General features: G+C 65.9%; 38 protein-coding genes. 17 read left to right on the top strand and 21 right to left on the bottom strand.

The genetic code is table 11. The features are described 5' to 3' along the window. Positions 1–74: 74 nt before the first annotated feature. The 3 genes from A5766_RS10585 to A5766_RS10575 are packed head-to-tail and all read left to right on the top strand — an operon-like array spanning position 75 to position 1,643. Positions 75–962: a hypothetical protein gene (locus tag A5766_RS10585; RefSeq protein ID WP_064904673.1), complete on the top strand. Its 888-nt coding sequence runs from the start codon at positions 75–77 to the stop codon at positions 960–962. Continuing rightward, positions 959–1,189 (top strand): hypothetical protein, encoded by a 231-nt coding sequence (locus A5766_RS10580; RefSeq protein ID WP_156527438.1) that lies wholly within the window; start codon positions 959–961, stop codon positions 1,187–1,189. Before A5766_RS10585 ends, A5766_RS10580 begins: the two co-directional genes overlap by 4 nt. 25 nt (positions 1,190–1,214) lie before the next feature. Then, positions 1,215–1,643 carry a hypothetical protein gene (locus A5766_RS10575; RefSeq protein ID WP_156527437.1) on the top strand — a complete coding sequence of 143 codons (429 nt, stop codon included), beginning with the start codon at positions 1,215–1,217 and terminating at the stop codon, positions 1,641–1,643. 20 nt (positions 1,644–1,663) lie between these two features. Here A5766_RS10575 and A5766_RS10570 read toward each other — a convergent pair whose 3' ends face one another. Genes A5766_RS10570 through A5766_RS10560 form a run of 3 tightly spaced genes read right to left on the bottom strand, consistent with a single transcriptional unit; the run spans position 1,664 to position 4,912 of the window. Continuing rightward, on the bottom strand, positions 1,664–3,229 hold the full coding sequence (locus A5766_RS10570; RefSeq protein ID WP_156527436.1) for a hypothetical protein: 1,566 nt from the start codon (positions 3,227–3,229) through the stop codon (positions 1,664–1,666). Between the two features lie 52 nt (positions 3,230–3,281). After that, positions 3,282–4,640 (bottom strand): TraM recognition domain-containing protein, encoded by a 1,359-nt coding sequence (locus A5766_RS10565; RefSeq protein ID WP_064904667.1) that lies wholly within the window; start codon positions 4,638–4,640, stop codon positions 3,282–3,284. Further along, the gene (locus A5766_RS10560) at positions 4,637–4,912 is read right to left on the bottom strand and encodes a hypothetical protein (protein WP_156527435.1); all 276 of its coding nucleotides are present in this window, start codon (positions 4,910–4,912) and stop codon (positions 4,637–4,639) included. The genes A5766_RS10565 and A5766_RS10560 overlap by 4 nt, the downstream gene beginning before the upstream one ends. A 112-nt stretch (positions 4,913–5,024) precedes the next feature. Here A5766_RS10560 and A5766_RS24385 point away from each other — a divergent pair, with 112 nt between their 5' ends. From A5766_RS24385 to A5766_RS10530, 7 genes are read left to right on the top strand one after another with little or no spacing between them, the layout of a single operon-like run. Beyond that, positions 5,025–5,192, top strand: a complete 168-nt coding sequence (locus A5766_RS24385; RefSeq protein ID WP_156527434.1) for a hypothetical protein — start codon at positions 5,025–5,027, stop codon at positions 5,190–5,192. Continuing rightward, entirely contained in the window at positions 5,185–5,856 is a 672-nt protein-coding gene (locus A5766_RS10555; protein WP_064904663.1) for a hypothetical protein, read from the top strand. Before A5766_RS24385 ends, A5766_RS10555 begins: the two co-directional genes overlap by 8 nt. Further along, positions 5,856–6,140 carry a hypothetical protein gene (locus A5766_RS10550; RefSeq protein ID WP_064904661.1) on the top strand — a complete coding sequence of 95 codons (285 nt, stop codon included), beginning with the start codon at positions 5,856–5,858 and terminating at the stop codon, positions 6,138–6,140. Before A5766_RS10555 ends, A5766_RS10550 begins: the two co-directional genes overlap by 1 nt. Then, positions 6,137–6,397 (top strand): hypothetical protein, encoded by a 261-nt coding sequence (locus A5766_RS10545; protein ID WP_064904659.1) that lies wholly within the window; start codon positions 6,137–6,139, stop codon positions 6,395–6,397. Before A5766_RS10550 ends, A5766_RS10545 begins: the two co-directional genes overlap by 4 nt. Further along, positions 6,394–7,101: a hypothetical protein gene (locus tag A5766_RS10540; protein WP_064904657.1), complete on the top strand. Its 708-nt coding sequence runs from the start codon at positions 6,394–6,396 to the stop codon at positions 7,099–7,101. Before A5766_RS10545 ends, A5766_RS10540 begins: the two co-directional genes overlap by 4 nt. After that, on the top strand, positions 7,094–8,026 hold the full coding sequence (locus A5766_RS10535) for a hypothetical protein (RefSeq protein WP_064904655.1): 933 nt from the start codon (positions 7,094–7,096) through the stop codon (positions 8,024–8,026). Before A5766_RS10540 ends, A5766_RS10535 begins: the two co-directional genes overlap by 8 nt. Before the next feature lie 53 nt (positions 8,027–8,079). Further along, entirely contained in the window at positions 8,080–8,433 is a 354-nt protein-coding gene (locus A5766_RS10530; RefSeq protein ID WP_064904653.1) for a hypothetical protein, read from the top strand. Between the two features lie 85 nt (positions 8,434–8,518). Here the strand turns inward: A5766_RS10530 and A5766_RS10525 are convergent, their stop codons facing one another. From A5766_RS10525 to A5766_RS10510, 4 genes are all read right to left on the bottom strand, one after another. After that, on the bottom strand, positions 8,519–8,875 hold the full coding sequence (locus tag A5766_RS10525; RefSeq protein ID WP_156527433.1) for a hypothetical protein: 357 nt from the start codon (positions 8,873–8,875) through the stop codon (positions 8,519–8,521). Positions 8,876–8,913: 38 nt separating this feature from the next. Beyond that, complete coding sequence (locus tag A5766_RS10520) at positions 8,914–9,558, bottom strand: hypothetical protein (protein WP_064904648.1); 645 nt, start codon at positions 9,556–9,558, stop codon at positions 8,914–8,916. 60 nt (positions 9,559–9,618) lie between these two features. Continuing rightward, positions 9,619–10,704, bottom strand: coding sequence for a hypothetical protein (locus tag A5766_RS10515; protein WP_064904646.1), 1,086 nt, complete (start codon positions 10,702–10,704; stop codon positions 9,619–9,621). A 107-nt stretch (positions 10,705–10,811) separates the two neighbouring features. Beyond that, positions 10,812–11,114 (bottom strand): helix-turn-helix domain-containing protein, encoded by a 303-nt coding sequence (locus A5766_RS10510; RefSeq protein WP_064904644.1) that lies wholly within the window; start codon positions 11,112–11,114, stop codon positions 10,812–10,814. A gap of 386 nt (positions 11,115–11,500) precedes the next feature. Between A5766_RS10510 and A5766_RS10505 the strand changes: the two genes are divergently transcribed. Together A5766_RS10505 and A5766_RS10500 are read left to right on the top strand one after the other, a co-directional pair. Beyond that, positions 11,501–12,565, top strand: a complete 1,065-nt coding sequence (locus A5766_RS10505; RefSeq protein ID WP_156527432.1) for a hypothetical protein — start codon at positions 11,501–11,503, stop codon at positions 12,563–12,565. Positions 12,566–12,574: 9 nt separating this feature from the next. Continuing rightward, positions 12,575–13,537, top strand: coding sequence for a hypothetical protein (locus tag A5766_RS10500; RefSeq protein WP_064904640.1), 963 nt, complete (start codon positions 12,575–12,577; stop codon positions 13,535–13,537). Between the two features lie 234 nt (positions 13,538–13,771). On the opposite strand, the gene A5766_RS25010 is transcribed toward A5766_RS10500, so the two are convergent. Further along, positions 13,772–14,041: a hypothetical protein gene (locus A5766_RS25010; protein ID WP_064904638.1), complete on the bottom strand. Its 270-nt coding sequence runs from the start codon at positions 14,039–14,041 to the stop codon at positions 13,772–13,774. Between the two features lie 66 nt (positions 14,042–14,107). On the opposite strand from A5766_RS25010, the gene A5766_RS10490 reads away from it, so the two are divergent. Next, a complete protein-coding gene (locus A5766_RS10490) occupies positions 14,108–14,545 on the top strand; it encodes a hypothetical protein (protein WP_064904636.1) in 438 nt (145 codons plus the stop codon). A gap of 45 nt (positions 14,546–14,590) precedes the next feature. Next, positions 14,591–15,394: a hypothetical protein gene (locus A5766_RS10485; RefSeq protein ID WP_064904634.1), complete on the top strand. Its 804-nt coding sequence runs from the start codon at positions 14,591–14,593 to the stop codon at positions 15,392–15,394. A 92-nt stretch (positions 15,395–15,486) separates the two neighbouring features. Here A5766_RS10485 and A5766_RS10480 read toward each other — a convergent pair whose 3' ends face one another. From A5766_RS10480 to A5766_RS10470, 3 genes are all read right to left on the bottom strand, one after another. Beyond that, positions 15,487–15,891: a VRR-NUC domain-containing protein gene (locus tag A5766_RS10480; protein WP_064904632.1), complete on the bottom strand. Its 405-nt coding sequence runs from the start codon at positions 15,889–15,891 to the stop codon at positions 15,487–15,489. Next, positions 15,888–16,496, bottom strand: coding sequence for a recombinase family protein (locus tag A5766_RS10475; RefSeq protein ID WP_197501416.1), 609 nt, complete (start codon positions 16,494–16,496; stop codon positions 15,888–15,890). The genes A5766_RS10480 and A5766_RS10475 overlap by 4 nt, the downstream gene beginning before the upstream one ends. A gap of 71 nt (positions 16,497–16,567) precedes the next feature. Further along, positions 16,568–17,476 (bottom strand): hypothetical protein, encoded by a 909-nt coding sequence (locus A5766_RS10470; protein WP_064904630.1) that lies wholly within the window; start codon positions 17,474–17,476, stop codon positions 16,568–16,570. 250 nt (positions 17,477–17,726) lie between these two features. Between A5766_RS10470 and A5766_RS10465 the strand changes: the two genes are divergently transcribed. From A5766_RS10465 to A5766_RS10455, 3 genes are all read left to right on the top strand, one after another. Beyond that, positions 17,727–18,050 (top strand): GntR family transcriptional regulator, encoded by a 324-nt coding sequence (locus A5766_RS10465; protein ID WP_064904628.1) that lies wholly within the window; start codon positions 17,727–17,729, stop codon positions 18,048–18,050. 250 nt (positions 18,051–18,300) lie between these two features. After that, on the top strand, positions 18,301–19,074 hold the full coding sequence (locus A5766_RS10460) for a hypothetical protein (protein WP_231894613.1): 774 nt from the start codon (positions 18,301–18,303) through the stop codon (positions 19,072–19,074). A gap of 107 nt (positions 19,075–19,181) precedes the next feature. Next, positions 19,182–19,934 carry a DUF5131 family protein gene (locus tag A5766_RS10455; protein WP_064904624.1) on the top strand — a complete coding sequence of 251 codons (753 nt, stop codon included), beginning with the start codon at positions 19,182–19,184 and terminating at the stop codon, positions 19,932–19,934. Here A5766_RS10455 and A5766_RS10450 read toward each other — a convergent pair whose 3' ends face one another. From A5766_RS10450 to A5766_RS10405, 10 genes are all read right to left on the bottom strand, one after another. Further along, positions 19,935–21,050, bottom strand: a complete 1,116-nt coding sequence (locus tag A5766_RS10450) for a three-Cys-motif partner protein TcmP (RefSeq protein ID WP_064904622.1) — start codon at positions 21,048–21,050, stop codon at positions 19,935–19,937. A 3-nt stretch (positions 21,051–21,053) separates the two neighbouring features. Then, positions 21,054–22,196: a GmrSD restriction endonuclease domain-containing protein gene (locus A5766_RS10445; protein WP_064904620.1), complete on the bottom strand. Its 1,143-nt coding sequence runs from the start codon at positions 22,194–22,196 to the stop codon at positions 21,054–21,056. After that, positions 22,196–23,305, bottom strand: a complete 1,110-nt coding sequence (locus A5766_RS10440) for an adenine-specific methyltransferase EcoRI family protein (protein WP_064904682.1) — start codon at positions 23,303–23,305, stop codon at positions 22,196–22,198. The genes A5766_RS10445 and A5766_RS10440 overlap by 1 nt, the downstream gene beginning before the upstream one ends. Before the next feature lie 129 nt (positions 23,306–23,434). Further along, on the bottom strand, positions 23,435–23,767 hold the full coding sequence (locus A5766_RS10435; protein ID WP_064904618.1) for a hypothetical protein: 333 nt from the start codon (positions 23,765–23,767) through the stop codon (positions 23,435–23,437). Positions 23,768–23,799: 32 nt separating this feature from the next. After that, positions 23,800–24,399, bottom strand: coding sequence for a hypothetical protein (locus tag A5766_RS10430; protein ID WP_064904616.1), 600 nt, complete (start codon positions 24,397–24,399; stop codon positions 23,800–23,802). Next, a complete protein-coding gene (locus tag A5766_RS10425) occupies positions 24,396–24,722 on the bottom strand; it encodes a hypothetical protein (protein ID WP_064904614.1) in 327 nt (108 codons plus the stop codon). Before A5766_RS10425 ends, A5766_RS10430 begins: the two co-directional genes overlap by 4 nt. Before the next feature lie 119 nt (positions 24,723–24,841). Further along, a complete protein-coding gene (locus tag A5766_RS10420; protein ID WP_064904612.1) occupies positions 24,842–25,066 on the bottom strand; it encodes a hypothetical protein in 225 nt (74 codons plus the stop codon). Positions 25,067–25,087: 21 nt separating this feature from the next. Continuing rightward, entirely contained in the window at positions 25,088–25,627 is a 540-nt protein-coding gene (locus A5766_RS10415) for an antirestriction protein ArdA (protein WP_064904610.1), read from the bottom strand. Further along, a complete protein-coding gene (locus A5766_RS10410; RefSeq protein WP_064904608.1) occupies positions 25,624–25,815 on the bottom strand; it encodes a hypothetical protein in 192 nt (63 codons plus the stop codon). The genes A5766_RS10415 and A5766_RS10410 overlap by 4 nt, the downstream gene beginning before the upstream one ends. Next, positions 25,806–26,186, bottom strand: a complete 381-nt coding sequence (locus A5766_RS10405; protein WP_064904605.1) for a hypothetical protein — start codon at positions 26,184–26,186, stop codon at positions 25,806–25,808. The genes A5766_RS10410 and A5766_RS10405 overlap by 10 nt, the downstream gene beginning before the upstream one ends. Between the last annotated feature and the right edge of the window lie 59 nt (positions 26,187–26,245).

Below are 26,245 nucleotides of genomic sequence, written 5' to 3'. Positions count from 1 at the left end.
CTCCGGTCACCTGGGTGCGGAATACAGAGGCGATCAGATCGATCGTCGGATCAGGAGCAAGAGGAAGGCACGAGATGACCGAGACCACGACCGAGGATCGGGAAGCACGGCTGGCCGCGATGCGGAGCAGCGATCCACCACCGACTCCGCCGCCATCCGCGTCGACCGAGTTGACGGAGCTGCGCTCGCAAATCTCCAAGCTGCAAACCTCGCTCGACTCGCTCGCGAACGCGCAGAACGCGACGACCGCGGCGGTGAACACACTGATCGCGACGGCAGCGAGCGGCCCGAAGTCGGACAACGAGATCAGCGCGAAGCTCAACGAGCTGAGCGCTCAGGTCGAGACGATCGCCGCGGCGAGCACGGCGACCGGGGCGCTGGCGACGACGGTCGCGACGATCGAGCTCGGGGTCGACGAGCTGCGGAGTCGTCGACCCCCCTCCGCGATGCGGCTGTCCGAGGAGCAGCTGACCGCGATGACCGCGACGGTGACCGCGACCGTGACTGATGGTGTCTCGGGCCTCCGCCCGCAGCTCGACGCGACGGCTGTCGCCGCCGCGTTGGTCGCACAGGTGGGTGACGAGGTGGCGTTCAGGACTGCTGAGAGTTCGGCGCGGATGGTCGGTCACCTGGACAGGTGCGCGGAGCGGCTGGAGTCGGCCGAGCGCACCGCGACCCGACTGAAGGGGTCGTTGTCGATCGCCGGCGTCGGCCGGGTCGCGCTGGCGCTGACGCCCATCGCGATGATCATCGCGATGTTGTGGCTGCTGGTGGTCCCGGTCGCCGAGGTGCTGGGTGTCGGACCGCTCACGCGCTGGGCGTGGGGTTCATTCGAGGCCGCGCGCACCGTCGGGTCGCGCGCGTTGATCGCCGCGCTCACCCTCGCCGTGATCGGTGCGGTCGGCTATGGGATCTACCGCGCCGGTCGATGGTTGTACGGCGAGCTCAGGACGCTTCGATGAGCATGAAGCCGGTTCGCACGCCGCTCGACCGACTCCGCGAGCTCATCGAAGCGTCCCGACCGGAGTGCGAGCACTGCGCGGCGAAAGCTGTCCTGCGACTGACGTACACCGAGAATTACTGGCGCCGAACGCTATGGGGCGAGGTGTACGTGTGCGCCGACCACGCCGACGCCGAGGCCGCCTATCGCCGCGCGCACGGGATGGTTCAGGAGATCAAGTGGCTCTGAGCCGCAACGCAAGCAAGGAGGAATGATGGAGCGCAGTGCAGAGCGCCTTGATGAGGTGGCCAAGGAGATCGAGCAGCGTCGCGAGGAGCGGTTGGAGGCTGAGGATGCGGCTCGCGAAGTCGCCGAACGTCGCCGCGAGCTCGACGAGGGTGAGCGCCAGGCGCAGACGACGCGTCCGGATCTCGATGCTGGCCGCGTCAGGGCGATGCGCCGCGAGTTGGCCAAGGGTGGTGATCAGGCCGTGCGTCGCCGCTTCGGCGAGGCCGCGGTCGGCAGCCCCGAGGCGAAGCAGGCCCGGACACAGCAGCGGGCGCAGCAGCGTCGTGGCCGGGAGGCGATGGAGCGCGGGGTGGCCGAGGCCGAGGCCAAGCGTGCGTCGCGGACCCCGTTGCGGGATGCGGCGATCAAGCAGCAGCGGGACCGGGAGCGCGAACCGGCGTCACGTGAACGATGATCAAGGAGCTCAGTGGCCAGTTAGAAGGCGTTCGGCACTTCGGGGTGCCACCCAAACAGCGCGCGATGGTATGCGGCAGTTGGGGGCGTCGGTAGTGGGCCGAAGCCCTCGGGTATCTCCACGCAGCCGAAGAGTGAACTCGCGTTGGGCAACCCGCTTGGTTTGCTGGTCAGAAGCAGTTTCGCAAATACCTCGACGTACTCCAGTCCGGCGCGCAACAGCGTGAATCCCGCGGTGGGGAGGTCGGCGACTGTCACTGTCGGCCCCAGCACATGGGGCTGTCCTCTCCATACGCCGAGCGCGTCGTAGTGCTCCTGCGACAGACCTGAGGACTCGGTATCCATCTTCGGGACTTGGTCGAGGTTGATCGCCAGATTCTGGTCGCTTCCGTAGACGCGGCCAAGGCTCGGTCCGATCGCCAGTACGCCGTCGTGGATATGGTTGCGAAGCTGCTTGCACACCCACGCGTACTTCTGGAGGCGCTTCACCTCGACCAGCGCTTCGGCCCTGTACACAGGCTCAAGGTGCTTTTGGACGAAGAGTTCCGAGTCAAGGGACTGCTGAGCGGGCTTGGCTGCCGTGAGGTCTTTGAGGACGCAGAATCCGCGACCGAGGATGTCGTAGACGGCTGACAGATAGAGGAGTTCGCGATCGAACGCCTCGGCCGCCGTCTCGATCACGTCTTGACCACGATTGCCCTTGAGCGGGTTGGATAGAGCCGCGAGCAGCGTGTCGAACGCCTTTGTGGCTCTGATCAGACGCACTTGCACGGCGTGACACATCGAGACGACGCGGGGCGCACCTTCTTTTGCCGCAATCGGTTCCAGACAATCGAAGAAGGTCATTCCGCTGAGCACGCCCTCTCTGTAGAGTGCCGTCACGCTTCCTGTGGTGGTGGTTTCCTGCCACGTGCCCCCTACGACGTTGCCTTGCCGTATCGCGATCACCGGGTTGGCCGTTACGCGCAGGTAGTGGCCGAGCAGTGCTACTGCCTCTCCTGGTGTGACTGATGTGACCACGTCGTTGTCCGCGACGTCAGAGCGCCCGGCGGTAGGGCTCGCGGTGATAATGGCGTCGAGTCCTACGACACGGGCAGCCGCCGCATGAGCCGCTGCGCGGTGCAGGAGTTCGATGGGCAGCGGTTGCGCCCCGCCCGGGCGGTTCGCGGCGTCGAGGTGCTGGTACAGATCGAAAAAGTGGACGGCCGCACTCGATTCACACTCGGGGCCCTTCGAGTCGACCCAGAACTCGACTGAATCGGCGAAGCGCCCGGCGTCATCGACAGAAGTGAAGTCGAGGCTGTGGACCAGTGCGTCGGCTCCCAGCGCGTCCATCCACGGGCGAGGCACTTCCCGTTCGCGAGTGGTGATGAGTTCCGCGCTGATCTCGTCACGCTGTAGGAGAGGAAGCAGATAGCCTTCCGGCAGGTCGGGCAACGTCTCGGTGTCGATGCCGACACGGAGCTTTCTCGTCGCTGGGACGATCGGAAACAGTGGCGGTTCAACCTGCCGTGGGGCGGGCTCGGGCGGACGGACATATCGCATGAATCGACGGTTCGGCTGTCCCTCGGGGATCTCGATGCTCACACAGGAGAGGATGCCTGCTCGGTACGACACGTGGTTGCTCGTGACGCTCGTATCACGCGACGTCGAACGCGATCGCGTCGATGTCGATGAGGTCGACCAGAACTCCCGCCTCGTCGATTGCGGGCCCGGTGCTTGCCGGGGCCGAGCCGCGCAGCAGCCGCCCGTGGTCCACGTCCTGCGGGACGAGGTCTGTGAAATGGAGCGTGTCGACCAATTCCGAGGACTGCGACTGCTTGCCGGTGTGATCGACGCTGAGCTTGTGGCGCTCGGTCCGGCCGTGCGCGGCGGCCGCGGCCTGCAGAATGCTGTCCTCGGTGGTGGCGGTGCCGGCCAGGCACAGGATCGACGGGAACACGGCGCGCAATTCCTCCATGCCGTCGTGGCCGTAGCGTCGGGCGAGCTGTTTTGTTGACTGCACCGCCACGAGCAGACATAGGCCCATCGCGCGGCTTTCGGTCACGACAACAGGCAATTTCGGCCAGGGCAGCGTATTGCACAATTCGTCTGCGGCGAGGAGCAGGTGCGGGAGCTTGTCCGGTCGGGTCTGGCCTCGGCGCCAGTGCGTCGAGATCGCATCCACAGCAGCGACCGCGGCACCCGCGGCGGCGCCGTCAGCGGGCGCGACGATGAACAGCGTGGCCCTTCGGTCTTCGAGGATCGAGGGGTGGAATGGTTTCTCGCCGTTGCGTCCGCACACGGTGGACCGACGCCACGGTGCCATCGCCGACTTGGCGGTGAGTCGGATCGAGTCGCGCATCTTGTCCTCGCTCTCGGTCGCTTCGAGGATCTCCTCGGCGAGCATTTCGCAGCCCATCCGCTCCAGGCGCCCGATCGCGTTGATCCAGCAAGGCTGCTCGACGTCCTCGGGGTCACTGGGCTTGATACGGCCGACGGCGGCCCGTGCCCACTGAGCACCGTCATCGCCGGAGGCCCGTAGAACGCCAGCGAGTAAGCCGGTCGTCGAGGTCTCCCAGAACGCGTCACCGTCCCCACCGCTGCCCTCGGTCTGTCCGGCCATGCCGGCTTTGAACAGCTGCCCGGCAAGGTCGATAGCATCGTCGTCGTCGGCGACGAGCACCGTAGGGTCGACGACCACCTTCTCCACGCCCGGCGGCAGTACATCGTCGGGTACCTGTCCGGACAGGTCGAGCACGTAGGTCTTGTCGTATCCGCCCCAGGACAAGCGCTTTTCGAGGCACAGTTCGATGAGATCCGGTTTTGAGGACAGAGCGACTGCTGGGCCGTCCCACATCAGGATTCCAGGACCGAGACACCGGCGCGACTTTCCCAAACCGGTCAAACCGGTCACAAGCACGTGGCAGGCCGATCTGGCCGGCACGCCGTCGATGAAGCCCGCGAACGGTGTCGGCGCTGGGACATACGGACCGGAGTCCTTGCGGTAGAGGCTCATTCGGAACTTTCCTTCTTCTCCTTGGTGTCGGGCCAACGGCTCTTCATGGCTTTGACACCGACTCGTCGGCGTCGCTCGCGGTCGGCCGCCTTGACCTCGGCGATGACGGCCTGCACGCCGGGGTCGTCGATGTGGTCGAGCCCGTAGCGGACCAGAGCGCGAGACAGTAGGCCTGGACCGATCCCGAACCCCCCGGCTTGTTCGCCGAGGCGCTTCGCGTCAGCCCTCGTCAGCGTCACGGCCACCCTTTTCGTCTCCTCGATCTCGGTCATCGTGTGCCACTTTCTCCTCCTGGTCCTATAGCTGCGTTGTATTTACTACTTAGCTATAGTACCGTTGTATTTATTACGGAGCAATCCCATCACAGTGAAGGAAGATCCGACAATGGGCAGGACCAAGAGCAGGGGTGGTAGATCGCGCCGCTGGGCGTGGGTGACCGTCGCCGTGATCGCCGTGTTCCTCGGCGGCGTCGCCGTCGGCGCGGGCGGCACCATCACCCGCGACACCAATCCGCGTTGCGACACAACGGCTCCGGCGGTGCACGGTGGCTGACCCGCACTTCACCGCGCAGCGGGCCGCGTGGGTGAGCAGCCGCGCGGGCCGCAACCCCGACGCGCAGCGCCGGGGTCAGCGCTTGTCGGCGCGTGCGCGTCGGATGGCCCGCACCGACGCCGGGGCCGGTGACGCCATCGCCGCCGAGGTGACGACACGCGGCCGATTCGCGCGTCGCGCCGTCGAGCACGACGAGCACCGGATGCGTTGGACCGCTTGGGCGCTCGCCGTCGAGGCTGGCCGCATCGCGCTGGCCGGACCCGGAATCGGACTGTCGTGGTCGATCTACGGCGCGTGGTACCGGCAGGTGCCCGCGTGGGGTCCGCTGCGGTGGCGTCCGCTGGCCGTGGCGACGGGTGTCGTGGCCGCGGGGATGGCGGTGATAGCCGCCGTGGTCTGGCTGGGCTCGGGCGTGCCTGTGTGGGGCTGGTGGCTCTTGGCGCAACCGGTGATCGGCATCGGCAGGGCCGCGTGGCTCGCCTACGCCTACGGCTGGGAGGCGGTGCCGCGCCGGTCAGCGGCGTCGGATCGTCCGACGCCGATTCGTATTCGGCTCGGCGGTGAGCCGGAGCTGCCGGTGACCGAACCACTGTCACCTGCGCCGCCGGTGACAGTGGTGCGGGTGTCAGTGCCGCACAACGACAACGACAACAAGGAGGACTGATGGCGATGGTATTGCGCGCGATCGACGGTGTGGGCCGCGAGTTGCGCGATGTGTGGGAGGTCGCGTTCAAGGACGGACCACCGTCCCCGCGTGCGCTGGGCGGCGTCGCGGCGATCCTTGCCGCCGTGGTGTTCCTCCTCCTCTTCGAACCCGGTCCCGCGCGACTCGTCGCACTGGGGGTAGTCGGCGTCGCTTCCCTGGTCGTGGTCATCGAACTGTGGATCGAGAGTCGTCGAAAGCGCCGCACGAGCAAGGGCGACAACGAGAACGGAGACACGAAATGAGCGACGAAGAAATCGTCCACGACGTCGACGGCGTCCCGCAATCGGCCGCCGCCGTGCTGGCCCGGTCCGATCTGGCCCCGGGCGCGATCCCTGTGGATCTGGCCCCGATCGTGGCAGCGCTGCGGCCGGTACTCGAAGCCGCCGATGAAATCCGCGCCGTCCTGGGCGGCGACGACGTCGCGGTGGTTGTCGTCGAGGTCGCCGGGGCGCTGCATGTGCAGCGGTGGCGCAACGACGACACCGAGAAGGAGCGATGAGTTACCCCGACGGCAGGTCGTACGGTCCGGGCAACGCTGGAATGGAGCTGATCCGTATCCTCGCCGTGCTCATGGCGTGCGGTGCGGTGGTGATGGGCGGGTACGCGTTCGCTCAAGCCGGGTGGCTCGACGAGGCCGGCAGTGCGATAACGGTCTTCTTCGCGACGTACGTCCGCTTGATGGCCGGCAACCGGCTCCTGCTGCCGAGTGACGCCGAAGACGCCGACTTCAAGAGGATACGCGGGGCATTCGGGGACGCCGTGGATGACTACGAGGAGTTCCTGGCGAAGCGGAAAGGGTTGGCCCTGGCGATGATCGCGCTCGGCTACGCGGTGGTGTTCCTGGTCTTCCGGCAGTTGATGATCACGGCGCTGGCCGTGTTCAACAACGTCTGGGTGCTCGGCATGATCGGGCTCGGCGTGGCGGCGATCCTGACGATGCCCCGCCTCGTTGTCACCACCCGCGATCTGCTCAAGCACATGAGCGACGACGTGACGCCGCAGGCGGCACAGCCGGTACAGACGGTCCAGTTCGTCCAGGTCCAGCCGTTCCAGGTGCCGGTGCCCCCGCAGCCATCCGCGCCGGTCGAGGCGCCCGTCTCGCAGTCGGCCCCGGTGCCCGCGCCGCGGCCCGACCCAGCACCCGCGCGACGCACGCGCCGGCCCGTCACCGAGATCAAGAAAGCCGAGGGCGACCATGCCTGAATACGAAGACGCGCAGGGCAATCCCCTGACCCCGGAGCAGGCCGAGGCGGCGATCGCTGACGGTCGGGAGGTCTACGAGGTCGTCGACGACGTCTTCGTCGACCCGCCAGTGCCGACGGTGCCTGCCGCCGCGCCAGCGCCGCCGGCCGCCGAGTCCACGACGTCACGCAAGGCCCCGAAGGCGCTGCTGGCGATGGCCGCCGTGGTGGCACTGGCCATCGGCGGCGGCGTCGCATACGGCATGCACAGCCTCGGACAGCGGAACACCACGGAGGACGTCAAGGCGGCGATCGCCTCGAAGTCGGTGGCGGTCTCGTCGGTCGTCGAGTCCAAGAAGGCTGAGGTCAGCGAGTCCGTCGAGCAGCGCGTGGGCACCCGCATCACCGGGATGACCTGCCCCGCCGACGAACTGGCCCGCGCCCAGTGGGACGGTCAGGGCGAGAAGCCCGGGCACCAGCTGCGCAAGCTCGCCGAGACGGCGTTGCCCGCCGGATTCGTGTCGCGGAAAGCCAAGGCGGACAAGGGCGAGCCGCGGGAAATGGTGATGCTCCAGCTCAGCGACTCGCGGATGGGCGTCTACATCTCCACGACGTCGGTGGACAGCCAGAGTGGAAAGTCGGCTTGGTGGAAGGTCACCGTGGGGACGAGCGGCGATCCGGCGATTCTCGGCGAGGGCATGGGCGACGGCACCGATCAGGACATGCGGGGCGCGTGCGGCACGGTCCCCGGGGGCCGGTACCTCGTGGTGGACGACGACCACGAGGACGAGCCGACCGACCTCGCGCTGCTCAAGCCGACCAAGTCCGACGGGGTCGTCTACGCCATCGCGGGCGATCGCCTCCTCAAGCTGGCCCTGGAGCGGGTCGACGTGACTGGGACGGGGCAGGAGGGCAGCGTCAGCAGCAGCGCAGTACCGAGCAAGTAGCCAATCCGTCTCAGCCACAACAACATTCGACATTCATACATAGGAGAAGAACCATGAATACCAAGAAGATCACCGCCGGAATCGTCGGACTCGCCGCGGCCAGCGCCGTTGCCCTGGGCGCTGTCGGCACGGGCACCGCGTCGGCCACCACGCCGCCCGCTGGCAGTTACACCCTCGAAATCTACTCTTCCCCGACACTGCCGTCGCTCGCACACGTGCCCGCATCAGTCCACGACGGCGCGCTCTTCGTCGCCGGTCAGCGCTTCGGTCTGACGCCCACGGCGGAAGGCGCGCGCACGACCGTTGCCGGCCAGCGCGTCGATCTCCTGCGCGTGGACGGCGACGCGGATGGCGCCTACATCATCCAGGTCGGAACATCGAGCTCCGGTCAGCTCCTGCCGCGCTGAACAAGCCGCAACAACGAAAAGCAGACCCCCGCACCGGGATTCGGTGCGGGGGTCTGTGCGTCCCGGTCAGGACACCGGCTGTGAGTCAGCGGCGCGGCGTGAGGGTGGACCCGCCGACGGTGAAGGGCCCCACGGTCGACGTGCCGGTGTAGGTGCCACCGCGCTTGGCGAGCAGGTACACCTGGCCGTTGATCTCGACCCAGCCGCCGTTCGGGGTGGAGTGGATGGGCAGCCGGTGCCCGCCGGCGTAGAGCGTGTTGCCGTTCACGGTGGCGGGCACCGAGCTGGGGAAGCCCAGGTTGTCGATGTGCCAGAGGTAGGCGCCGGGCGTGACGTTGGCCTCGGCGTGAGCTGTGCTCAGGGCGGTGCCGAGCAGGGCGCCGGCGCTCAGGGCCAGACCCGTTGCGGCGGTGGCGATTTTGCGTCGTGTGATGGTTCTCATCGTGGTGCTCACTTTCATTAGTCGCCTATCCGGTGTGGTCAGCGTCGTCGCTGGTCGTTGATGGTCCAGCGCGTCAGCATGGCGTTCGTGTTGGCGTCGGCGCGGGCCCGGCGCAGCTCGGCCTGCATCGCGTCCTGGTGCGCGGCGGTCTGCGCGTCGCGGCGGCTCTGCGCATCGGCGTGTGCGAGCAGATTGATGGCCTGGCCGACCGAGTCCGCCCGGTGATCCTGGACGACCGCGATGACCCGTGCGATGTCGCGGGTGCTCAGCCGGGACGCGGGGTAGAACCCGGTACCGCCCAGACTTTGATAGGTTCCCGCGAAACTCCCTTGTCGGCGCTTGGACTGGGCGATCGCGGCGCTGACCTCGCCGTTGTGGGCCGCGGCCGCCTGGTAGCGCTTCGATGCGGGCCGGCTCTTCATTCGATCGTTGACCGCGACGGCGACCCGCCAGAGCACGGCGACGACGATGATGGCACCGGCGATGTGGAGAAAGCCCGCGAGAAAGCCGACGACGAGGACCACCGCCGAAAACTTCAGCCACGCACCGAGATTGAGAGGAGACCGGACCCTGGTGTTCTTGTACGTCTGTTGGAGCTGGCGCTGATATGCGTCCTCGCGCTCCCACGCCGCGGTGGCCGCGTGCAGGTGTTGAAGGCTCGCTACGAGCTGTGATCGCGTCATGGCGTGTACTCCCAGCGGTTCATCACTTCGCCCTCCTGGTGGTCGCGTCCTCGTCGGGAGTTATCGGCGGCAACGGCGAACGTCGGCCGACATGCCCAGCGCCACCCAGTCGTTGGACGCGTAGAGCGTGGCCTTGTAGAGATTCGACGAGCCGCGCATCATCAGCCACAGCGTCGAGTCGTCGAACGCGTCGGGCAGGATCGTGTTGGCGTACACCATGTTCTGCTTGGTGCCTTGCGCCGCGGCCGGGATCACGACGCCGTTCTGCGCCTCGATCCGGTAGTAACCGCCCGTCAGGCGTTGTCGGGCCAGGTCGAAGCGGGTGGGCGCGCCGGCCTTGTTGGCGTCGGTGTACGTGGTCGTGGAGACGAGGGTGCCGTTCTGATCGACGATCGCCAGCGTGGCGCTGCCGTCGTCGTTGGTCGTCACCGGCGGTGACGACACGACTCCGATGCGCTTGTCTTGGAACTGCGTGATGCCGTTGACGGGCAGTCCCGTGAGCACCGGCGAGCCGAGTCCCCATTGGATGTCTTCTCCCGCGGCCAATTGTGCGAACTGCGACGGGAGCACCGTGGCCCGGGTGAGCATCATGACCCGGGAGGGCTGCCTCCGGTCGCTGCCGCCGGGCACGTTGTTCCATGACGCGAACTGGAGGTTGTCGTCAGTCTTGTCGACCCAGCACTCGAACGTCGCGTCGTTTCTCGCGGCGGGTCGACCGCTCGGGGCGGCCGCGGTCGACTCCTTATCGTGGCCAGCACCGCCGCTGGTGGCCACGACCGTGACAATGACCACGACCAGCACGACGGCGACGACCGCTCCCGCGATGCCCGCGATGATGCGCGCCCGGGGATCGGCGAAGACCGCTGCGAGGCTGGGCTTGTGCGCGGGAGCGGTCACAGTCCGACCGGCGATCTGCGCCAGTGCCTGCTCGTCGAGGACCGGGGCGGCCGGATCGGCGAGCGCGGCATCGTACCGGGCACGACGCTGGGGGTCTCCAAGGATGGCTCTTGCGGTCTCGATCCTGTTTCGGCTCAACGTATTTCGCGGATCAGTCGCGTTGAGCTGAGTTGTGAGAGCGGCGGCAAGGGCTTCGGGCGGCTGTTGTCGGCCGAGATCGTAGATCAGGTACAAATCTATGTGTGGCATTGCGGGGTCCCTCCGGGGCGTGGGCAGGTCGAATAGACCGGGCGCGGGTCGCGTCGGCTGTTGCTTGGTGTGGTGGCGCTCGGCCCGAACGGGGCCGTGAGTGTCAGCTACTCGTTGGGAGCGGAGTCCTGGCCGAGTTCGTCTCGCTCGGTGGCCTGGGCCTCGGAAAAGAGGTCTGCTGGCGTCGTCCCGCACGCGTACGCGAGGTCCCAGAGCCGGTCAGAGGCGATCGGTCCGGTGCCCTGCTCGATGCGGCTGATGGTCGGGCGGGATACCCCGCTCGCCTCGGCCAGCTCGTCCTGGGTGAGGCCTGCCTTCTGCCTGGCGGCGGCCAGTGCCGCGCCGAGGGCCTTCCGTCGCACGTCACGGACCAGCCGCTGCTGCGGGGTGAGATGGTCGGCGACTGGCACGCGACCATGGTCCCACGAGTTCGGTCATCGACACGCCCCTGATCTGCTCGCCTGGTCAGTGTGAATCACAAGTGATTCACACTGACGTACCTTACGGACGATCCGGCGGATCGCAAGCGCCAGCCCGTGGTGTCGGTCGGATAGTCGACGGGAAAGTCGTGCGGCGAATCCGTGGGGTGTGAGCTGCATGAACGTCATGAGAGACGTTTGTACTCAGAGAAAGTGAAGGGCGCCAGAGTGGCGAATCGCAGGTCAGAAGCCCAAAAAGGGTATAGCTCGGCCCTCGGCCTCAAACCACATCCAAATTCTAGCATGCGGCTCCAAATCCGTTATACGACTGTAATTCTCGGCGCCTGGCCCGAATCGCATGTGATTCACTGTGTCGGATGATCCAACAAAGAGACGACCGAAGAAGAGTGATCGCGGCCATCATCGTCGCGATCGTCGCGGCGACCATCGTCGCCTGCACCAGTTCCGGTTCTGGTTCTGGCGACGGCAGTGGCACGGCCCCTCCGGGCGCGAGCAGCGGCCAAGCCAGCACGCCTGCGCGGTCTTCGGTGGCATCAGCTCCATCGGCGAGTCGCGCTCCCGCGCCGCCCGTCGAGGGCGCGTACGCAGGCGCTGGCGGACCCCGCCCTGCTACTGCCGAGCCGCTGCCGACCTACGTCGGGCGATACACCCACCTGCGCTCCGCGCATCTGCTGACCCCGACAGGCGGGATCGGCTGTGACTTCAACGAACCCGACGCCAATGGCAAGCAGGGCCAGTGCGGGGTCACGAGCTTCAACACATCGAACAGCCCGTTGGGATGCGTCAACCGGGTCGGCACGTGTAAAGGCAAGTGGCTGTTCGGGTTCGCCGACAACCGGGTGGGCGAACCCTACGACAGTTCGGGCACCACCGGCTGGATGAACCAGCCCGCCAGCGACGGCTACCAGGTGCCGCGAGTCCAGTACGGGCACCAGTACTACTTCGACGACTGGGCCATCGCCTCGGAGTTCAACGGCCTGACCGTGTGGAACACCACCACCGGCAGTGGTGTGTTCCTGTCGAAGCAGAAGAGCGAGCGCTTCGAGGGTCCCGGAACGTCGGCGCCCACCGCGGGCGGCGAGGCGATCGCCCTCGGCGCTCCGCAATCCGGCGGGGCTGGATACGGAAGTGTGGAGCCGCGCGACATCGACCTCGGCGGAGCCTCCTCGACGAGTCAGATGAAGAACATCACCTGGACCGATTGGGGCAGCGACCGGGCGACTGGCACGGGGATCGGCAACTACCAGCCGCCGGACAAGAGCGGAATCTACCGGGAGAGCGGCGTCGCGGGAAACGTCGTCGCCTTCGATCCCGGCACCTGCGGCGGCAAACGCGCCTACACCAAGATCGCCTACTTCTTCCCCAGCAAAGGTGAGAGGTTCGATGCGGCGAACGCCATCGACATCTGCACATCGCGATAGTCTCCGACCATGGACTGGGGCCATTACGTCGATGTCGCGAACATCGTTACTGCGGTGAGTGCTGTGGTGGCGGTCGTGCTGGCCACATGGTTGGCGTTGAAAGCTATCGAGACCACCAAGGCCGGCAATGACACCGCGGAGCGAGACCTCCGCTACAACCAGATAGACCACACGCTGCATGATCTGCTGGCCCTGGCGGCGGCCTCCGGAGAACTCGCTCCCGACAATCCTCGCGATACCAGTACATCTCTTCGCGCGCTGTCGAACCGCGCGGAGGCGCTCGAGAGCCGACTCAAGGTGATCGAGGCGCTGGGGCTGCCAAGCGAGCGCAGCAACATCGATCGGGTGCGGGAGCTGGCCGACGATCTGCAGACATTCGCCCTGGCACGCGACCGGTTGTCGCGCGAGGGACGCGTGATTCTTGCCGACAGTGTGACCGAGGGAGCGTACACAGAGGAGATATGGGAGGAACTGCGCGAGATCTTCCAGGCACCGCCCCACACGTTCGACGATGACGACTGGATTCCAGAAGTGTCGGAGGCTCGCGTCGAGGCATTGCGCGGCAAGGTTGGGCGGCAAGGCGCGACCCTGACGCAGTCTGAGTCGGTCCGACTTTTCGCCACATGGGCCCGCGTAGTGCTCGGTCGCGCTGGCTTCTATCAGATCGGGGACGGGTTTGAGCTGATCGACATCATCCACGACAAACGCCCCGACTTCCTAGGGCAGGGCACCACGCCAAGCGATAGCGACAAGTTGAGGGCGGACAGGGTCGATCATTGGGTTAACACCGTTCTGGAGAACGCGGGAACGCTGTGGACACAGCTCAACGATGAGCGGGGAACGGTTGTCGACGCTCACGGATCGCCGGAGGCGATCGCCACCGCTTTTCAGCGGCATCTGCGGGACGAGTTCGTGAGTGCGGCAGCAGGATTCGTGAATGACCTGCGTGTGACGGATGGTCGAGGCAACTGAACAACGGTCGTGCTCACACCCATGACAGTGCGTCGATGAGTGGGTCGGCGCTGAGGGAACCTCCGTTGACCACGCGGTATTGCTCGCACGCGGCCTCGACCTGGCCGAGGTTGCCCCGGTACGCGCCAGCGTCGGGGCCCGGTGCTGTCGGTGTCGGTGAGCACGACGTCGTGGTGGTCTGCGATCTCGATGTCGACGAGGCGTAGAACGCCGTGAGCGACGCGCTGGGCGGTGTCAGGCGAATTGAGATAATCGGCGTCGGACGGGGGTCGAGTGCGTGGCCTCGTTGTGCTGGCGAGCGGCGTCCTCTGCGGTCATCCCGCGGGCGGCTGGCGACAGCAGGCCGCGCCTGATTCTGCGGTTGATCCAGGCTGTGTCTGTCGTGACGGCGAGCATCTGGTCCTCCTCGACGTGGGTGTCGAGGGGGTGCTTGTCAGCGGCTATGCCGTCGTGAGGTTGGGGAGGCGCGACGAGTAGCTGGCCGGGAGCATCTCTATTGTTCAAGTAGGAGAAGCGAACTGTGCTTCCGCCGACGATGTATCCATGAGTGGTTGCCGCAGTAGGGGGTCGATGTTGAGCACGCTTCACATAGGTGCCGCGGGCGAACTTCTTGTCCAGTATCGGCTCCTCCGACTCGGGATCGATAGCGCCCGGCTGACCACGGACTCGGGTGTCGACCTGGTGGCGTATTCGCCGTCGGAGACCCAGGCGCGGACTATCCAGGTCAAAGCCATGGACAAGCCCGTGAAGGCTGGCGGCAAGGGAGCGCACTCCCTCGGCTGGTCGTTCCCGGCCGACCTGCGCGCGGAACTGCTCGCGACCGTGCTGCTCAGCGACGACTCCGTCTGGCTGTTCACGCGTGAGGAAGCCCGTGCGCTGGCAAGTCCACGAGCCCAGAACACGATGCACTTGACCTGGTATGTCGAGCCGACCAACCGAGGCGGTCTGTCTCAGCGTGACGTTGAAGCCCACCGCATCGACCACAAGGCCGCCGCGCTGATCGGATAATGACGTCGTCACTGGATGTCGCCCCTTTGCAGTAGGTTCTCTCTCATGGCCAAAGACAAACAGGTCGTCCCGTCATCGAAGTTCGAGCAGACGCTGCGTGCATCCGCTCAGATGCCCGGGGTAAGGATCAACCGGGAGAAGTACCTGCGCAGCGAGCTGAAGCGCTTCTGTTCCGACGAGCAGGTCAACAAGGCCGTCGCCACGAGTCCTGCCGAGGCCGGTGTACCGCTCGAGGTGGCGAATCGAATCGCCAACAGTGTGATCAAGAACGAGACCAGCAGAGTCACGACCATCTCGGCCGCCGCGGGTATCCCCGGCGGGTTCGCCGCGTTCGGCACCGTTCCGGCGGATGTCGCGCAGTACTACGGCCACATCCTGCGTGTCGTCCAGAAGCTCGCCTATATCTACAGTTGGCCCGAGCTCTTCGGTGATGATGAGGCAGACGGGTTGGACTCCGCTACGGAGAGCATGCTCACCTTGTTCATCGGCGTCATGTTCGGAGTGAACGTGGCTCAGGCTGGCGTGGCGCGGGTCTCGGCGTTGATCGCGCAGCAGGTCGCAAAGCAACTGCCCCGACAAGCATTGACCAAAGGCGCGATCTATCCAGCGGTCAAGAAGGTCGCAACGCTACTGGGCGTCCGCATGACAACGCAGATCTTCGCCAAGAGCGCGGCGAAGGTCGTACCGCTGGTGGGGGCGGTCGTGTCGGGCGGCCTGACCCTCGCCACATTCATGCCGATGTCCCACCGTCTCAAGAAGCACCTGGCGACCCTGCCGCTGACCAGGCCGAGCCACGGTGTGGTCACGGTTTCTACTGAGCCGGACACGATCACGCCGATCGCGGATTGATACCCAAAGGAAGCGCGCGGGATGGACGGTCTGCCAGGAGACCGATGAATTCGCGGGCGAGGTCGGCGACGCGCTCGCCAGCGTCCTTACGACTAGCCGAACAGCTTGGTCGCGTCGATCCTGGGTGGCCGAGTGCCCGGCAGCGGCGCGGCGCATGGATCGCGCTCGGCGATGGGGATCGTGGGGTCGGTGAAGTAATCGCTCAGCAGCGCGTCCACGGCAGCCTTGGTGTCGGCGACGACGGCGTGGGTGCCGTGGGCGCGCATGTCCTCGATCGCGGCGACCTGCGACGGACGGGGCTTGGCACCGGGGCGCTTGAGTTCGACGAAAAGGGTCACGGCGTCGCCGCGGGCGTCGTGACCCATCACGACGCGGTCGGGGACGCCCCGGTGCCCAGGGGCGGTGAATTTCCAGCAGAGCAGGCCGATTTCCGCGCACCTCGAACGCAGGTACTGCTCGATCACCGCCTCCAACGGCACCGTGCGACGGGTGGTCACGTCGTCGACCTGTCCTGAGCCAGCGCCAGATAGCGATACACCGTCTGCCGGCTGACGCCGTACTCGCGGGCCAAGGCGGCGACCGTCTCGCCCGCGCTGCCGGCATGACGCCGGGAGACCTCCGCCGCCTGCTCGTCGGTCAGCTTCGGCTGCCCGCCACGGTATTTGCCCGCAGCCTTGGCCAGCGCGATCCCCTCGCGCTGGCGCTCGCGAATGAGTGAGCGCTCGAATTCTGCGACCGCGCCTAGCAAACTCAACATGAGGTTGCTCATGGGGTTGTCCTCGCCGGTGAAGACCTGCCCCTCCTTGACGAACTCGACCCGGACGCCCCTGTCGGTCAGGTCGCGCACGATGCGGCGCAGGTCGTCGAGGTTGCGAGCGAGGCGGTCCATCGAATGGACGACGAGAGCGTCCCCCTCGCGGACGTAGTCGAGCGCTTTCTGCAGCTCCGGGCGGTCGACATCCTTGCCGCTGGCCTTGTCGGTGAAGAGCTTGTCGACCAGAACGCCGTCGAGCTGACGATCGGCGTTCTGGCCGACAGAGGAAACGCGGCGGTAGCCGACGCGCTGACCGGCCACGCTGCCGCCTCCGGCGCTGTAGCTCATGGTAAATCCCTTTCGGTACAGAGAAGGGCCCGGATTCATCTCTGACTCCGGGCCCTTCGTCGTCCAGCAGGTCAGGCCGCTCTGATGACGGCCTCGGTGAGGGCCGAGAGCACACGCTCGCGGGCCTCATCCTCACTGACGCAGACCCCATAGGTCACGAGGACGTCGACCACCGCCTGATAGCCGGCTTCCCGCACACCGTCGACGATCGCCTCGTCCTGGAAGATGGTGCCGTCGTAGGCGAGGGCATCCTCCCAGTCAGCATTGTCGATCTGGGCAGCCCAGCGCGGTGCGTCGCGTTCAATCCAGTCGAGATCCTCGGCGAGGACCTCGCTGGCAGCCTCGGTCAGCGCGTTGCTCGCCTCGTCGACATCCTCGGCGCTCACGGTCCCACCCTCGATGTCGAGCTCGACCGTGCGGCTGGAAGGCCCCATGATTGCGCCGCAACCCTGCTGCTGCGACCAGGCCACCATCGATCCCGTGTGGATGGGGCCACTCAGGTGATGCCACTCGCCACACTGACGGCAGCCATGCGAGCGCTCGACGACCACGTCGACGCTTCCGTGGTTGGCGTAGAACGCCATCGACTGCGCCGCGATCGCATCGTCACGCATGGACTGCGCCATAGTGGTGAGAGGCGCAAATCCCGCATGCGGACTGTCGGCCGTCACCAATGCAGTGAGGTCCTCCAGAGGGACTCGCGGACTGTCGGCGTCTTGGAGGCTGGCTAGCACTTCCTCGATTGCGACAGTCATGTCGTCGCTGTCGACGAGCCCGTCGCAGACCTCAATAAAAGCTGAGTCGACGTTCCAGCCCTCGCCGTTCACGGCGACCTCGACCCAGTCCGTCTGCGAATCGTAACGAGCCTCGACGGAAGGTGCCACGACCAGGCCCTTGTCGATCGCCGCCTGCGCGCTCAAGTCAGGGATCTCGACCGATTCGATGATCTCCGTAGCGTCCTCGATGGTGATGTTGCTCATTCTTCTATCTCTCCGTTTCGTTAGTCCGTGTCTGTCGCGGCACCGTGCGTCGTGTACCACCTAAGTCTATGACCCTGATTGGAAAGTGTCAAGCGAATAGAAAATGGACCTTGTTGTTACGAAGAATGAAGTTGATGTATACCGTCTCGCCAGGGTGTACCCCAGATGGACGGAGTGCACGTGACGACATAGTGCTAATCTGAGTGTAGCGCTCAAAAATGAGCGTTACGCTCAGATCAAGGAGATAGAAATGGTGAGAACTCCACTACACGAGCCGATCACGGCATTCCTCCGGGAGGAGGTTGGTCGGAGCAATCCCGGTGACCTTCTGCCGACGATTGCGGAGCTGACTGAAATGTTCGGCGTCGGAGGCGTGCAGACGATCCGCAACGCTTATGCGCCACTGATTGACGAAGGGCTCGTGGAAAGGCTTGACGCGCCGCGGCGCTGGGCGGTCGTGGACCGCGGTCAGGGGCCGGCACCCGAAGAAGACGTCCAGGCACGCCTCAAGGAGGTCGAGGAGATGCTGTCGCGTGCGACAGAGATCGTGCGGAGCCTGCGCCGGGCTTGCTGAGGTCTTGTGGCGAGATGAGTCAACCCCGGTGATCGAGACACCGGGGTTGACTCATCTGAGAGTACGGACCCGCTATTCACTCGATGGTGTGCGTTCGAGGTGCCGCGAACGAGAAGGCACGCTGGGCGGGTCTTACGGACACGAGGTCACCCAGATCGACTGCCCGGTGATCGGGTATACGGCCAGCGACCGGCTTGCGGACAGGTGATTCGACCGGGTGATTGTCGGTGGCCAGCGATACCTTCGGGGCGTGACTGAGAAGAACCCCTACAAGGTGCCGACATCCGGCGTGGAGTACAACGAGTTCGCCGGGTCGCTGGGCGCCTACGGCAACGGCAACCCGGTGAACACCGAGCTGCACGTGCGGTACGGGGTCCGCGGCGGCAAGTACTACGACTGGACGATCGAGCTGGTCGCACGCGAGGGTGACGTCGACTCCTTCCGTGCCACCGGCGAGCGCCCGGTGCGGTACGTGATGGACTCCTTCTCGGTCGAGCCGGGAGCAGTCGTGCACCGAGTGCGCACGGGACCCGGACCTGATGACTTCGAGACCTCCGTCGTCAGGCAGCTCTACGCCGGCGACGGAGACCTGGTGGACTCCGGTTACGACTTCTTCATGAAGCAGCTCGCCGACCAGTGGGACGCGCGGCACGAGACGCGGGACCCGCGCACGATCGCTACGTTCGGGTACGCGCAGCACAATCGCAAAGCGGAGTTCCGCGACGTGGAGTACCCGTGGGTGCGCAACACCGTGGCGTGCATCGACGATGACCCCGCCGACGACGTCGTGGTGGAGCGCCTCAGCCACTACTTCCCCGACGGCGGGACCGTGGCGGTTCACTGCCGGGCGGCCGGACGGATGAAGTTCCTGAAGGTCGCGGCCGGGACGGGGGCCGACGGCTCAGGTGAGTCTGGCGACGGGGAAGCAGCGCCGCTCACTGCGACCGGGTACACGACGATGGGCATGATGGTCGACGCCATCTACCGCGGCGACGACTGGATAGACGACGCGTTCCAGGCCTGAATCTGGCCGGTCGCTTGACTAGAGCGCCGGGCATGGGCGCACCCCGGGGGTTGCCACATGGGCGGATGCCGTACAGACTTCATGTGACTGATGTGAAAGGTGGGGTTGTGGCGACCAACAGTGCGATCGAGTGGACCGAGGTCACCTGGAACCCCGTCACCGGCTGCGACCGGGTCGCCGCAGGCTGCGACAACTGCTATGCGCTGGCCCTGGCCAAGCGGCTCAAGGCGATGGGTGCCGAGAAGTACCAGAACGACGGCGACCCGCGAACGTCCGGCCCGGGTTTCGGCGTCACGATCCACCCGCGTGCACTGGAGCAGCCGCTGCGCTGGCGAGCGCCGAAAGTCGTGTTCGTGAACTCGATGAGCGACCTCTTCCACGCCAAGGTGCCCCTGGACTTCATCGAGGACGTGTTCGACGTCATCCGTGCGACGCCGCAGCACACCTACCAGGTGCTGACCAAGCGCGCGCACCGCCTCGCCCGCATCGCCGACAGGCTCGACTGGCCGGATAACCTCTGGATGGGCGTATCGGTGGAGTCTGCGGACGTCGTCGACCGCATCGACCATCTGCGGTCAGTGCCGGCGGCGACGAGGTTCCTCTCGTGCGAGCCCCTGCTGACTGCGCTACCAGGTCTGGACCTCAGCGGGATCGACTGGGTGATCGCTGGCGGCGAGTCGGGGCCGCGGGCGCGTCCGATGGACCCGGCGTGGGTCGAGGAGATCCGCGACCAGTGCGTCGAGGCGGGGGTGGCGTTCTTCTTCAAGCAGTGGGGCGGGCGGACGCCCAAGGCCAACGGTCGCGAGCTGGGCGGACGCACATGGGACGACATGCCAGAGCTGGCGTGCGTCTCAGCCTGATCAGTCCAGCACCGGGAAGGTGATCAGGGTCCCGTCGGGGAAAGTGTTCGTGCGCTTCTGATTCGGCGAGGTAATGCGGCCAGCCTTCTGCATCGGCTTGAGGGTCTTGGTCTTGACTTGGCCGCTGTGAAATGGGGTCTGGGTGACGGCGTACCGGATTACTTCGTCGACGGGGATCGTCCGGCCCGCAAAGTGCTGGGCCAGCTCGTCCTGGAGCGGGCCGGTGTTGGCGTCGTTGCCGAAGAGGACTTCCTGGCCGGCGAGGCGGTCGTCGAACGCGTAGGCACCTCCGGGCGCGAGCGCCCACATCGCCTGCTTCATCTTGTCGTACGCCTGGTCGTCACGGGTGCAGAAGAAGAGGTAGCTGCCGGTGTGCCCACTGGAGTTGATCATCCTGAAACTGCAGACATGGGCGAAGTCGCATTCTTTGCGCAGCTGCTTCTCGTAGAGGTCGTGGATGAACTGGGCGCGCGCGAGGCCCTCGGGCGGGGCATTCTTGAATTCGTCGCACCCGAACAGTGCTGAGAAGTGCTCGTCGACGTTGCCCGCGGTGGCGAAACGGTTGACGCTGTTGAAGTCGAAGTAGATGAACAGCTCGCACGACCGGTGGCTGACTAGGTCTCGGATCGTGGACATGGGCACGTCGCGGTACCCGAACGGGTCGATGAACGCGAAGGTGGGCGCGAGCTGCTTGTTGGGGCCGATGGAGTCCAGCAGCTGACGGGCAAGGTCCTGGAAGTCGTCATTTCGCACGGCGACTCGCACGTTCGCCGGCCACGGGGCTCGTGCCGCCTGGGTATTGGTGACGACGTCCGTCAACGAGCTGTACCTCGCGGGGTCCCTCTCGTTGAAGACGAAGTTGAACCGGGTGTCGCTGTAGGAGTCAAAGTCCCGATGACTCAGGAGTGTGGTGATCGCCAGAATCGGCGAGCCGGGTTCACCGTTCTCGTATGTGCCAGGTCCGGCGAATCCATCGAGCAGGTTGACGGCCTGGTGGAAACGTGAGCGTCCGAAGATGCCGAACCAAGCGCCGAGATAGCGAGTGAGGATGTCGTGCTTGGCCTTGGTGTGAGGCTGCTGACGCCAGATGGTTGGCTGGCTGTCGGTCTTGGCCATCGCTCAGAGGTCTCCCTTCGACCGGTTGCATGCGATGCAGAGCATCTGGCCGTTGCGCTCCTCGGTCTTGCCGCCTTTGGACCAGGGGACGATGTGGTCGGCGTCCATCTGCGCGATGTCGAACACCTGCTTACCGTCGTCGTTGCCAACGGTCTTGCACTTGGTGCCGTTGGCGCAGCGGCCGCCCTGCCGCTCGTAGATCGCCAAGCGCTGGTCGTCGTCGAACTGGCGCAGGCTCAGGTACTTCGGATCGCGGGACAGGACGTACTGGTAGACGCCGCGGTTGCTGGTGACTTCCTTGTCCTGCACGAGGCCTGCGATCTCGGCTTCGAGAGCGGCGGTGTCCACGGATTTGGAGCCGTAGACGTTGTAGAGCGGACCCCACGGCTGCCCCTTCATCAGCTTGGCGCGCTGGACGGTGAAGGTGTCCTCGACCCAGAACATGACGCTGCGGAAGTAGGACCACAGCTCGTTGGCGTTCTGGTCGTGCTGGTGGGCAGCCATGTACTGCTTGTGATGGTCGAGACCGTCACGCTCGGAGATCCACTTCAGTGCCGTCTCCAGGTACTTCTGCCGGTTGAACTCGCCGGTCAGGTACTTCTCACCCAGGCCGTAGGCGGCGCCGCCGGTCCTGGAGAAGATCGACTTGGCATGGGAGAGCCACGGGCCGTGGTAGGTCGCGTTGAGCAGCTCCTGGTCGACGAGCACCTCGCCGGCGATGTTGATGGTGCGGAACCATTCGAGCTTCTCCGAGTCGGTGCCCTTGCATCGGTAGACCAGCAGCTCGTAGTCGAGGAACTTCTCGCGCTCGTCGGCGGTCAGGTTGGGGAAGCCTTTGAGGTTGCCGTTGACGTCCACCGAGAAGTCGCCGCTGGCATACTGGCTCAGCGAGATGGTGCGCTGCTGGCCGTCGAGGATCTCGAAGGTGCCGTCGTCGTTCTCGACCCAGTAGAAGATGCTGAGCGGGAACCCTTTGAAGATGGTGTCGATCACCGCGTCGCGCTTCTTCTCTTTGTAGACGAACTCGCGCTGGTAGGGCGGCCGGATGTTGAGCTGGCCGCCGTAGCCGGAGACGCCGCCCTCGCCGTCGTCTGTGTAGCCCTCGATCACCTCACGGATGGTCACTGGGTGCAGGTCGATGTCCATCAGGCGTCTCCGATCCGTTTGATGAGGATGCGCTCGTAGACGCCGGCGTACTTCCCGTCGCCGATCGGGATGAACAGCTTGCCGGTGCCGCCGACTTTCTTCCCGTTCTTGGCGTAGTCCTCGGGCGCGGCGTACTTCTTCATGGGTTCGGCGTCCTGGGTGCTGATGCCGACGATCTCGAACTGCTCGGGGCTGTACTTGTCGAGGAAGGTGATGGGCACGCCCATCGCGCCGTCGTAGTCGAAGGGGATCTCGGCGACCTTGTCGACCTCGATGCCCGGGTAGTTCACGTAGGTGGGGTACTCGGCTGCCTTGTAGCGCTTGTACAGAGTCAGTGGCTCGTGACGCTTGGTCGTGTCGAGGTTGGTGTACCAGTAGATGCGTCCCATGCTGAGGAACTTGACCCCGTCGACGATCTTCGTCCGAGAGTCGGTGGCGATCTCATAGTCCATCGGGACGCGGAACCACTTGGTGCCGCCGTTGTCGTAACCGAACCACAGCTTGTTCTGCGTGACGTAGGGGAAGATTTCGGAGTGCTTGGCGTGGTTCTGGTCGCCGAGCACGAGGAACTTCTTGCCGTGGTCGATGAGCTGGCGGAGGTAATCCTTGAACAGCGAGAACGGTGGATTGGTGACGACGATGTCGGCCTCGTCGAGCAGCGCCACGACCTCGTCGCTGCGGAAGTCGCCGCTGCCTGACAGCGGCGTCACGACGTTGGCATCGCTGCGCAGGAGCTGTTCGACGTCGAGTAGGTCGACCGCACCGTCCTCGTTGAGGTCGGTGACTGCGGTGATCTCGACCTTATAGGCGGTCTTGGTCGGCTCGGCGTCACGCATTCCGGCGGCCTCGAACAGCGGGAGCTGGGAGCCCATGATCGGCGAGCCGACGAAAGAGGTCGCGATGAGCTTCTTGAGCCCCAGGTGGTTGAAGTTCATCGCGAAGTACTTGAAGAAGTTGGACTCGTAGGGGTCGTCGCAGTTACACAGCACGACCTGCCCGGCGAACTGCGGCCGGTAGTGGCGCAATTCCTTCTCGATGTCGACGAGCTGGGTGTACCACTCGTCGCGCTTGGCCGATTGGGCCTTGCTCAGCGCCTTGTTGCCCGCCACGTTCGCCTCCTGGTGTCCGATACAACAGTAGTCAGCGGGACCGACACGCACGGCCTGGTGAGCAAGAGTGTCGCCCGATCGGTGGAAAGCAGATCCCCGCGCCAGGAGCGCGGGGATCGTGGTCGGTAGTCAGGATTCTCCGGTCAGCAGGACGTGCTGGAGGTGGGCGAGCTGAGCGAGCACGTCGTCGACGGCGACCAGGCCGTCCTCGTCGTCGACGAACTGCGCGGCGTCGAGACCGGCGTCGGCCAGCACGATGCGGCTGCCCCGCTCCTCGGGGTCGTCGAACTCGATAGCGACCAGCGCTGAGGCCTCGGCGGGAAGGTCGGACAGTCCCTGCCGTGCCTCGTCCCGATCGGCGAGGTCGATCGGGTAGGCGTCATAGGCGGGGGCACCGGGGATGCCGACGAGCAGGGTGAGTTCGGCGGCGTCAATGACGGTCGGTGCGGTGTTGTCGGACATGCGTTTCCTCCGATGAGTGGTTGGCCGCGAGGTCAGCGGTCGCGCTCCTTGGCCTCGATCTCGTCCACGTACGCGGCGGCCACGGCGCCGAGGGAGCGGAAGAAATTGTGGAGGTCGTTGATGGTGTCGATGCTTGTGCCGGCCTCCGGATGAGCGTTGCTGAGGGCAATCCGGCGGCGGATTTCGGCGACCTCAGCGTCCGTGAGGTGATCATCGTCGACGGGTGGCCGGGCCATCGCGTGAGGCGTGGTGCGACGCGGATGGTGTTTGCACCGAGGCGGGTTCGGCACGACGCCGGTACGGCCGCACACGGTGCAGAGGCCCGCGGTGATCTCGTAGGCGCTGTCCTTGAGCGCGCGGACACCGGGGACATGGTCCACAGTGGTCAGCCACCGTAGGCCGTACCCCTTCTGACCGGCCTGAATGAGCGCGTAGTCGCCGACCAGCTGGGTGATGCCGCGGTGCAGCTCGTTGGCCGCGGGCACCCAGCCGGCGGGCACGGCCAGCGTCCCGAACCGCTTGCCGTCGGCGCCCTCTTCTGACGTGAGCACGTGGATCGTGGGATCGAGCAGCACCTGGCAGGCGTCGGGGTGCTCGTCGGCCCACAGCCACAGCGGGCGGGGCCGCGTCATCGGTCGGCCTCTCGCCAGGCGGGATTGCCGCGGACGGCCCGGGTTGGCCGTTTCCGTCCGCGGGCGGCCGGGGCGTTCGGCGCGGTGTCGGGATGGCCGGGCATCCCGGGGGACGTGGCGGGGCGGGAGGCCGCGATGAACTCGACGAGGCTGGCCAACTGTGCCGGCGCCTGGGCGGCGGCGTCGAGGCGGTGGGTCTCGATGAGATTGGCCAGCCACACATCGGGGTCGCCGCCGGCGCGGGCGATCATCAGGTCGAGCAGCCGGGCGGCTCTGGCGTCGGGCAGGTGGAACTCGACGTGCAGCGGATCATGGGCTGTCATGGCTGTGGCGTCCTCTCTGGTGGTCGGTACGTGACCCACAATGCCTTGACCACGATGGCCTGCCACGCTTTTCGGCCGGCCATCGCGGGCGCCGCCCCGGACAGGGGTCGTGGTGTGGATCAAGGCCGGTCGACGGTGTAGATGGCGTCGGGGCCGGTGATGAAGTACGTCGAGCCGGCCACACTGTCGCCAGGGACGTCGACGACATCGAGCGACAGCACTATGCCGCCGCTTGCCGTGGCCTCGATGCCGGTGACTATCACGTCCGCATCGTTAGTGAAGCGAATAATTCTGTCTCCGACGGACAGATCGCGGCCGTGGACGTGGAGGGTCATGGCGGTCATTCTGGCGATCAGGTCCGACAATCAGAGCGACCGGAACACGTAGACCCCACCTCCAGGTGCTGACTCGACGGAGTAGTCCATCGCGAGATCCCTTGTCCAGCTGTGGAAATCGAAGTAGCTGCGAGCCTCTTCCGGCCACGTGTCCTGCATTCCGGTGTCGACGATGAACGACCAAGCGAACTCTTCGAAGTCGATCCATTCGCCGCAGTAGGCCTCCTCGAAGTCGGATACGACCGGCAGGTCGGTGTCGCCCTGGGTGGTATACGAGCCCGACCGCACCCAGGCGGCCAACGCGGGCCGCCGGTGCTCGTCGACCTCGTCCATGCACTCGGCCCACTCGGTGGCCTCGTGCGGGCTCATCTCGCGGTTGACCGGCCAACAGTCGCCATCGAGATCGAGAATCCGAAGCTCCTCATGCGAGGTGTCGCGGCCGCCGTGGATCTCGCGGGGCGTGATGTCGCGGGCCATCGTGGCGTCGTACCAGTCGCCGCGCAGGGTTCCCGCGTTGTAACAGGCGAGACATGCTATGTAGCAACGTAATTCGCTGGTGGTGGTGGTCATGGCAGCTCTCCGATCAGAATCTCGACGCGCCAGGCCGCGTGGCCGGCGTCGGTGGTGTGGTGGTCGATGGCGTCCTCCAGGGCCCAGATCGCCTGTGTGAGCGCGTGATCACCGGTGAGGCGGTGATGCTCGGCGATGTCCCAGGCGCGGGCGGCGAGACGCTCGGCGGCGGTGATGGTCACTCCCACGGGAGGGCCTCGATCAGGGCGTCGGCGCTGATGTTCTCGCCGGTGGCCAGCCTGTGCTGCTCCACGGCGCAGTCGATCTGGCCGGGATTGAGCAGGTAGTAGGTGCACCGCGGACCGGCGCGGCCGTCGGTGAGGACGACGCGGGTAGCGGGATCGATGTCGATGCCGATGACGGCGAGGGCGTCGCGGGCGACGACCTGCGCCTGGCCCGGGGTGTAGAGGAAATCGTCATCCTCGGGTGTGAGTGCGTTGGCGCTGTTGTACTGGTGCGCTGCGGCCTCGCGGGTGAGGCCACGGGCGCCGGGGCTCAGGACGCCTGCGGCGATCAGGCGCTCGATCCAGGGGTCGGTGATGACGGTGGGTGCGGACATGAAAAGACCTCCTCGACATGGGTGTCGAGGAGGTCCCTTGCCGGCGGCTGTGCCGGTGG

The organism is Gordonia sp. 852002-51296_SCH5728562-b (genome assembly GCF_001665475.1).
GTDB lineage: Bacteria > Actinomycetota > Actinomycetes > Mycobacteriales > Mycobacteriaceae > Gordonia > Gordonia sputi.
Note: the sequence above shows the minus strand (reverse complement) of the source record. Positions and strands in the feature narration are given on the sequence as shown.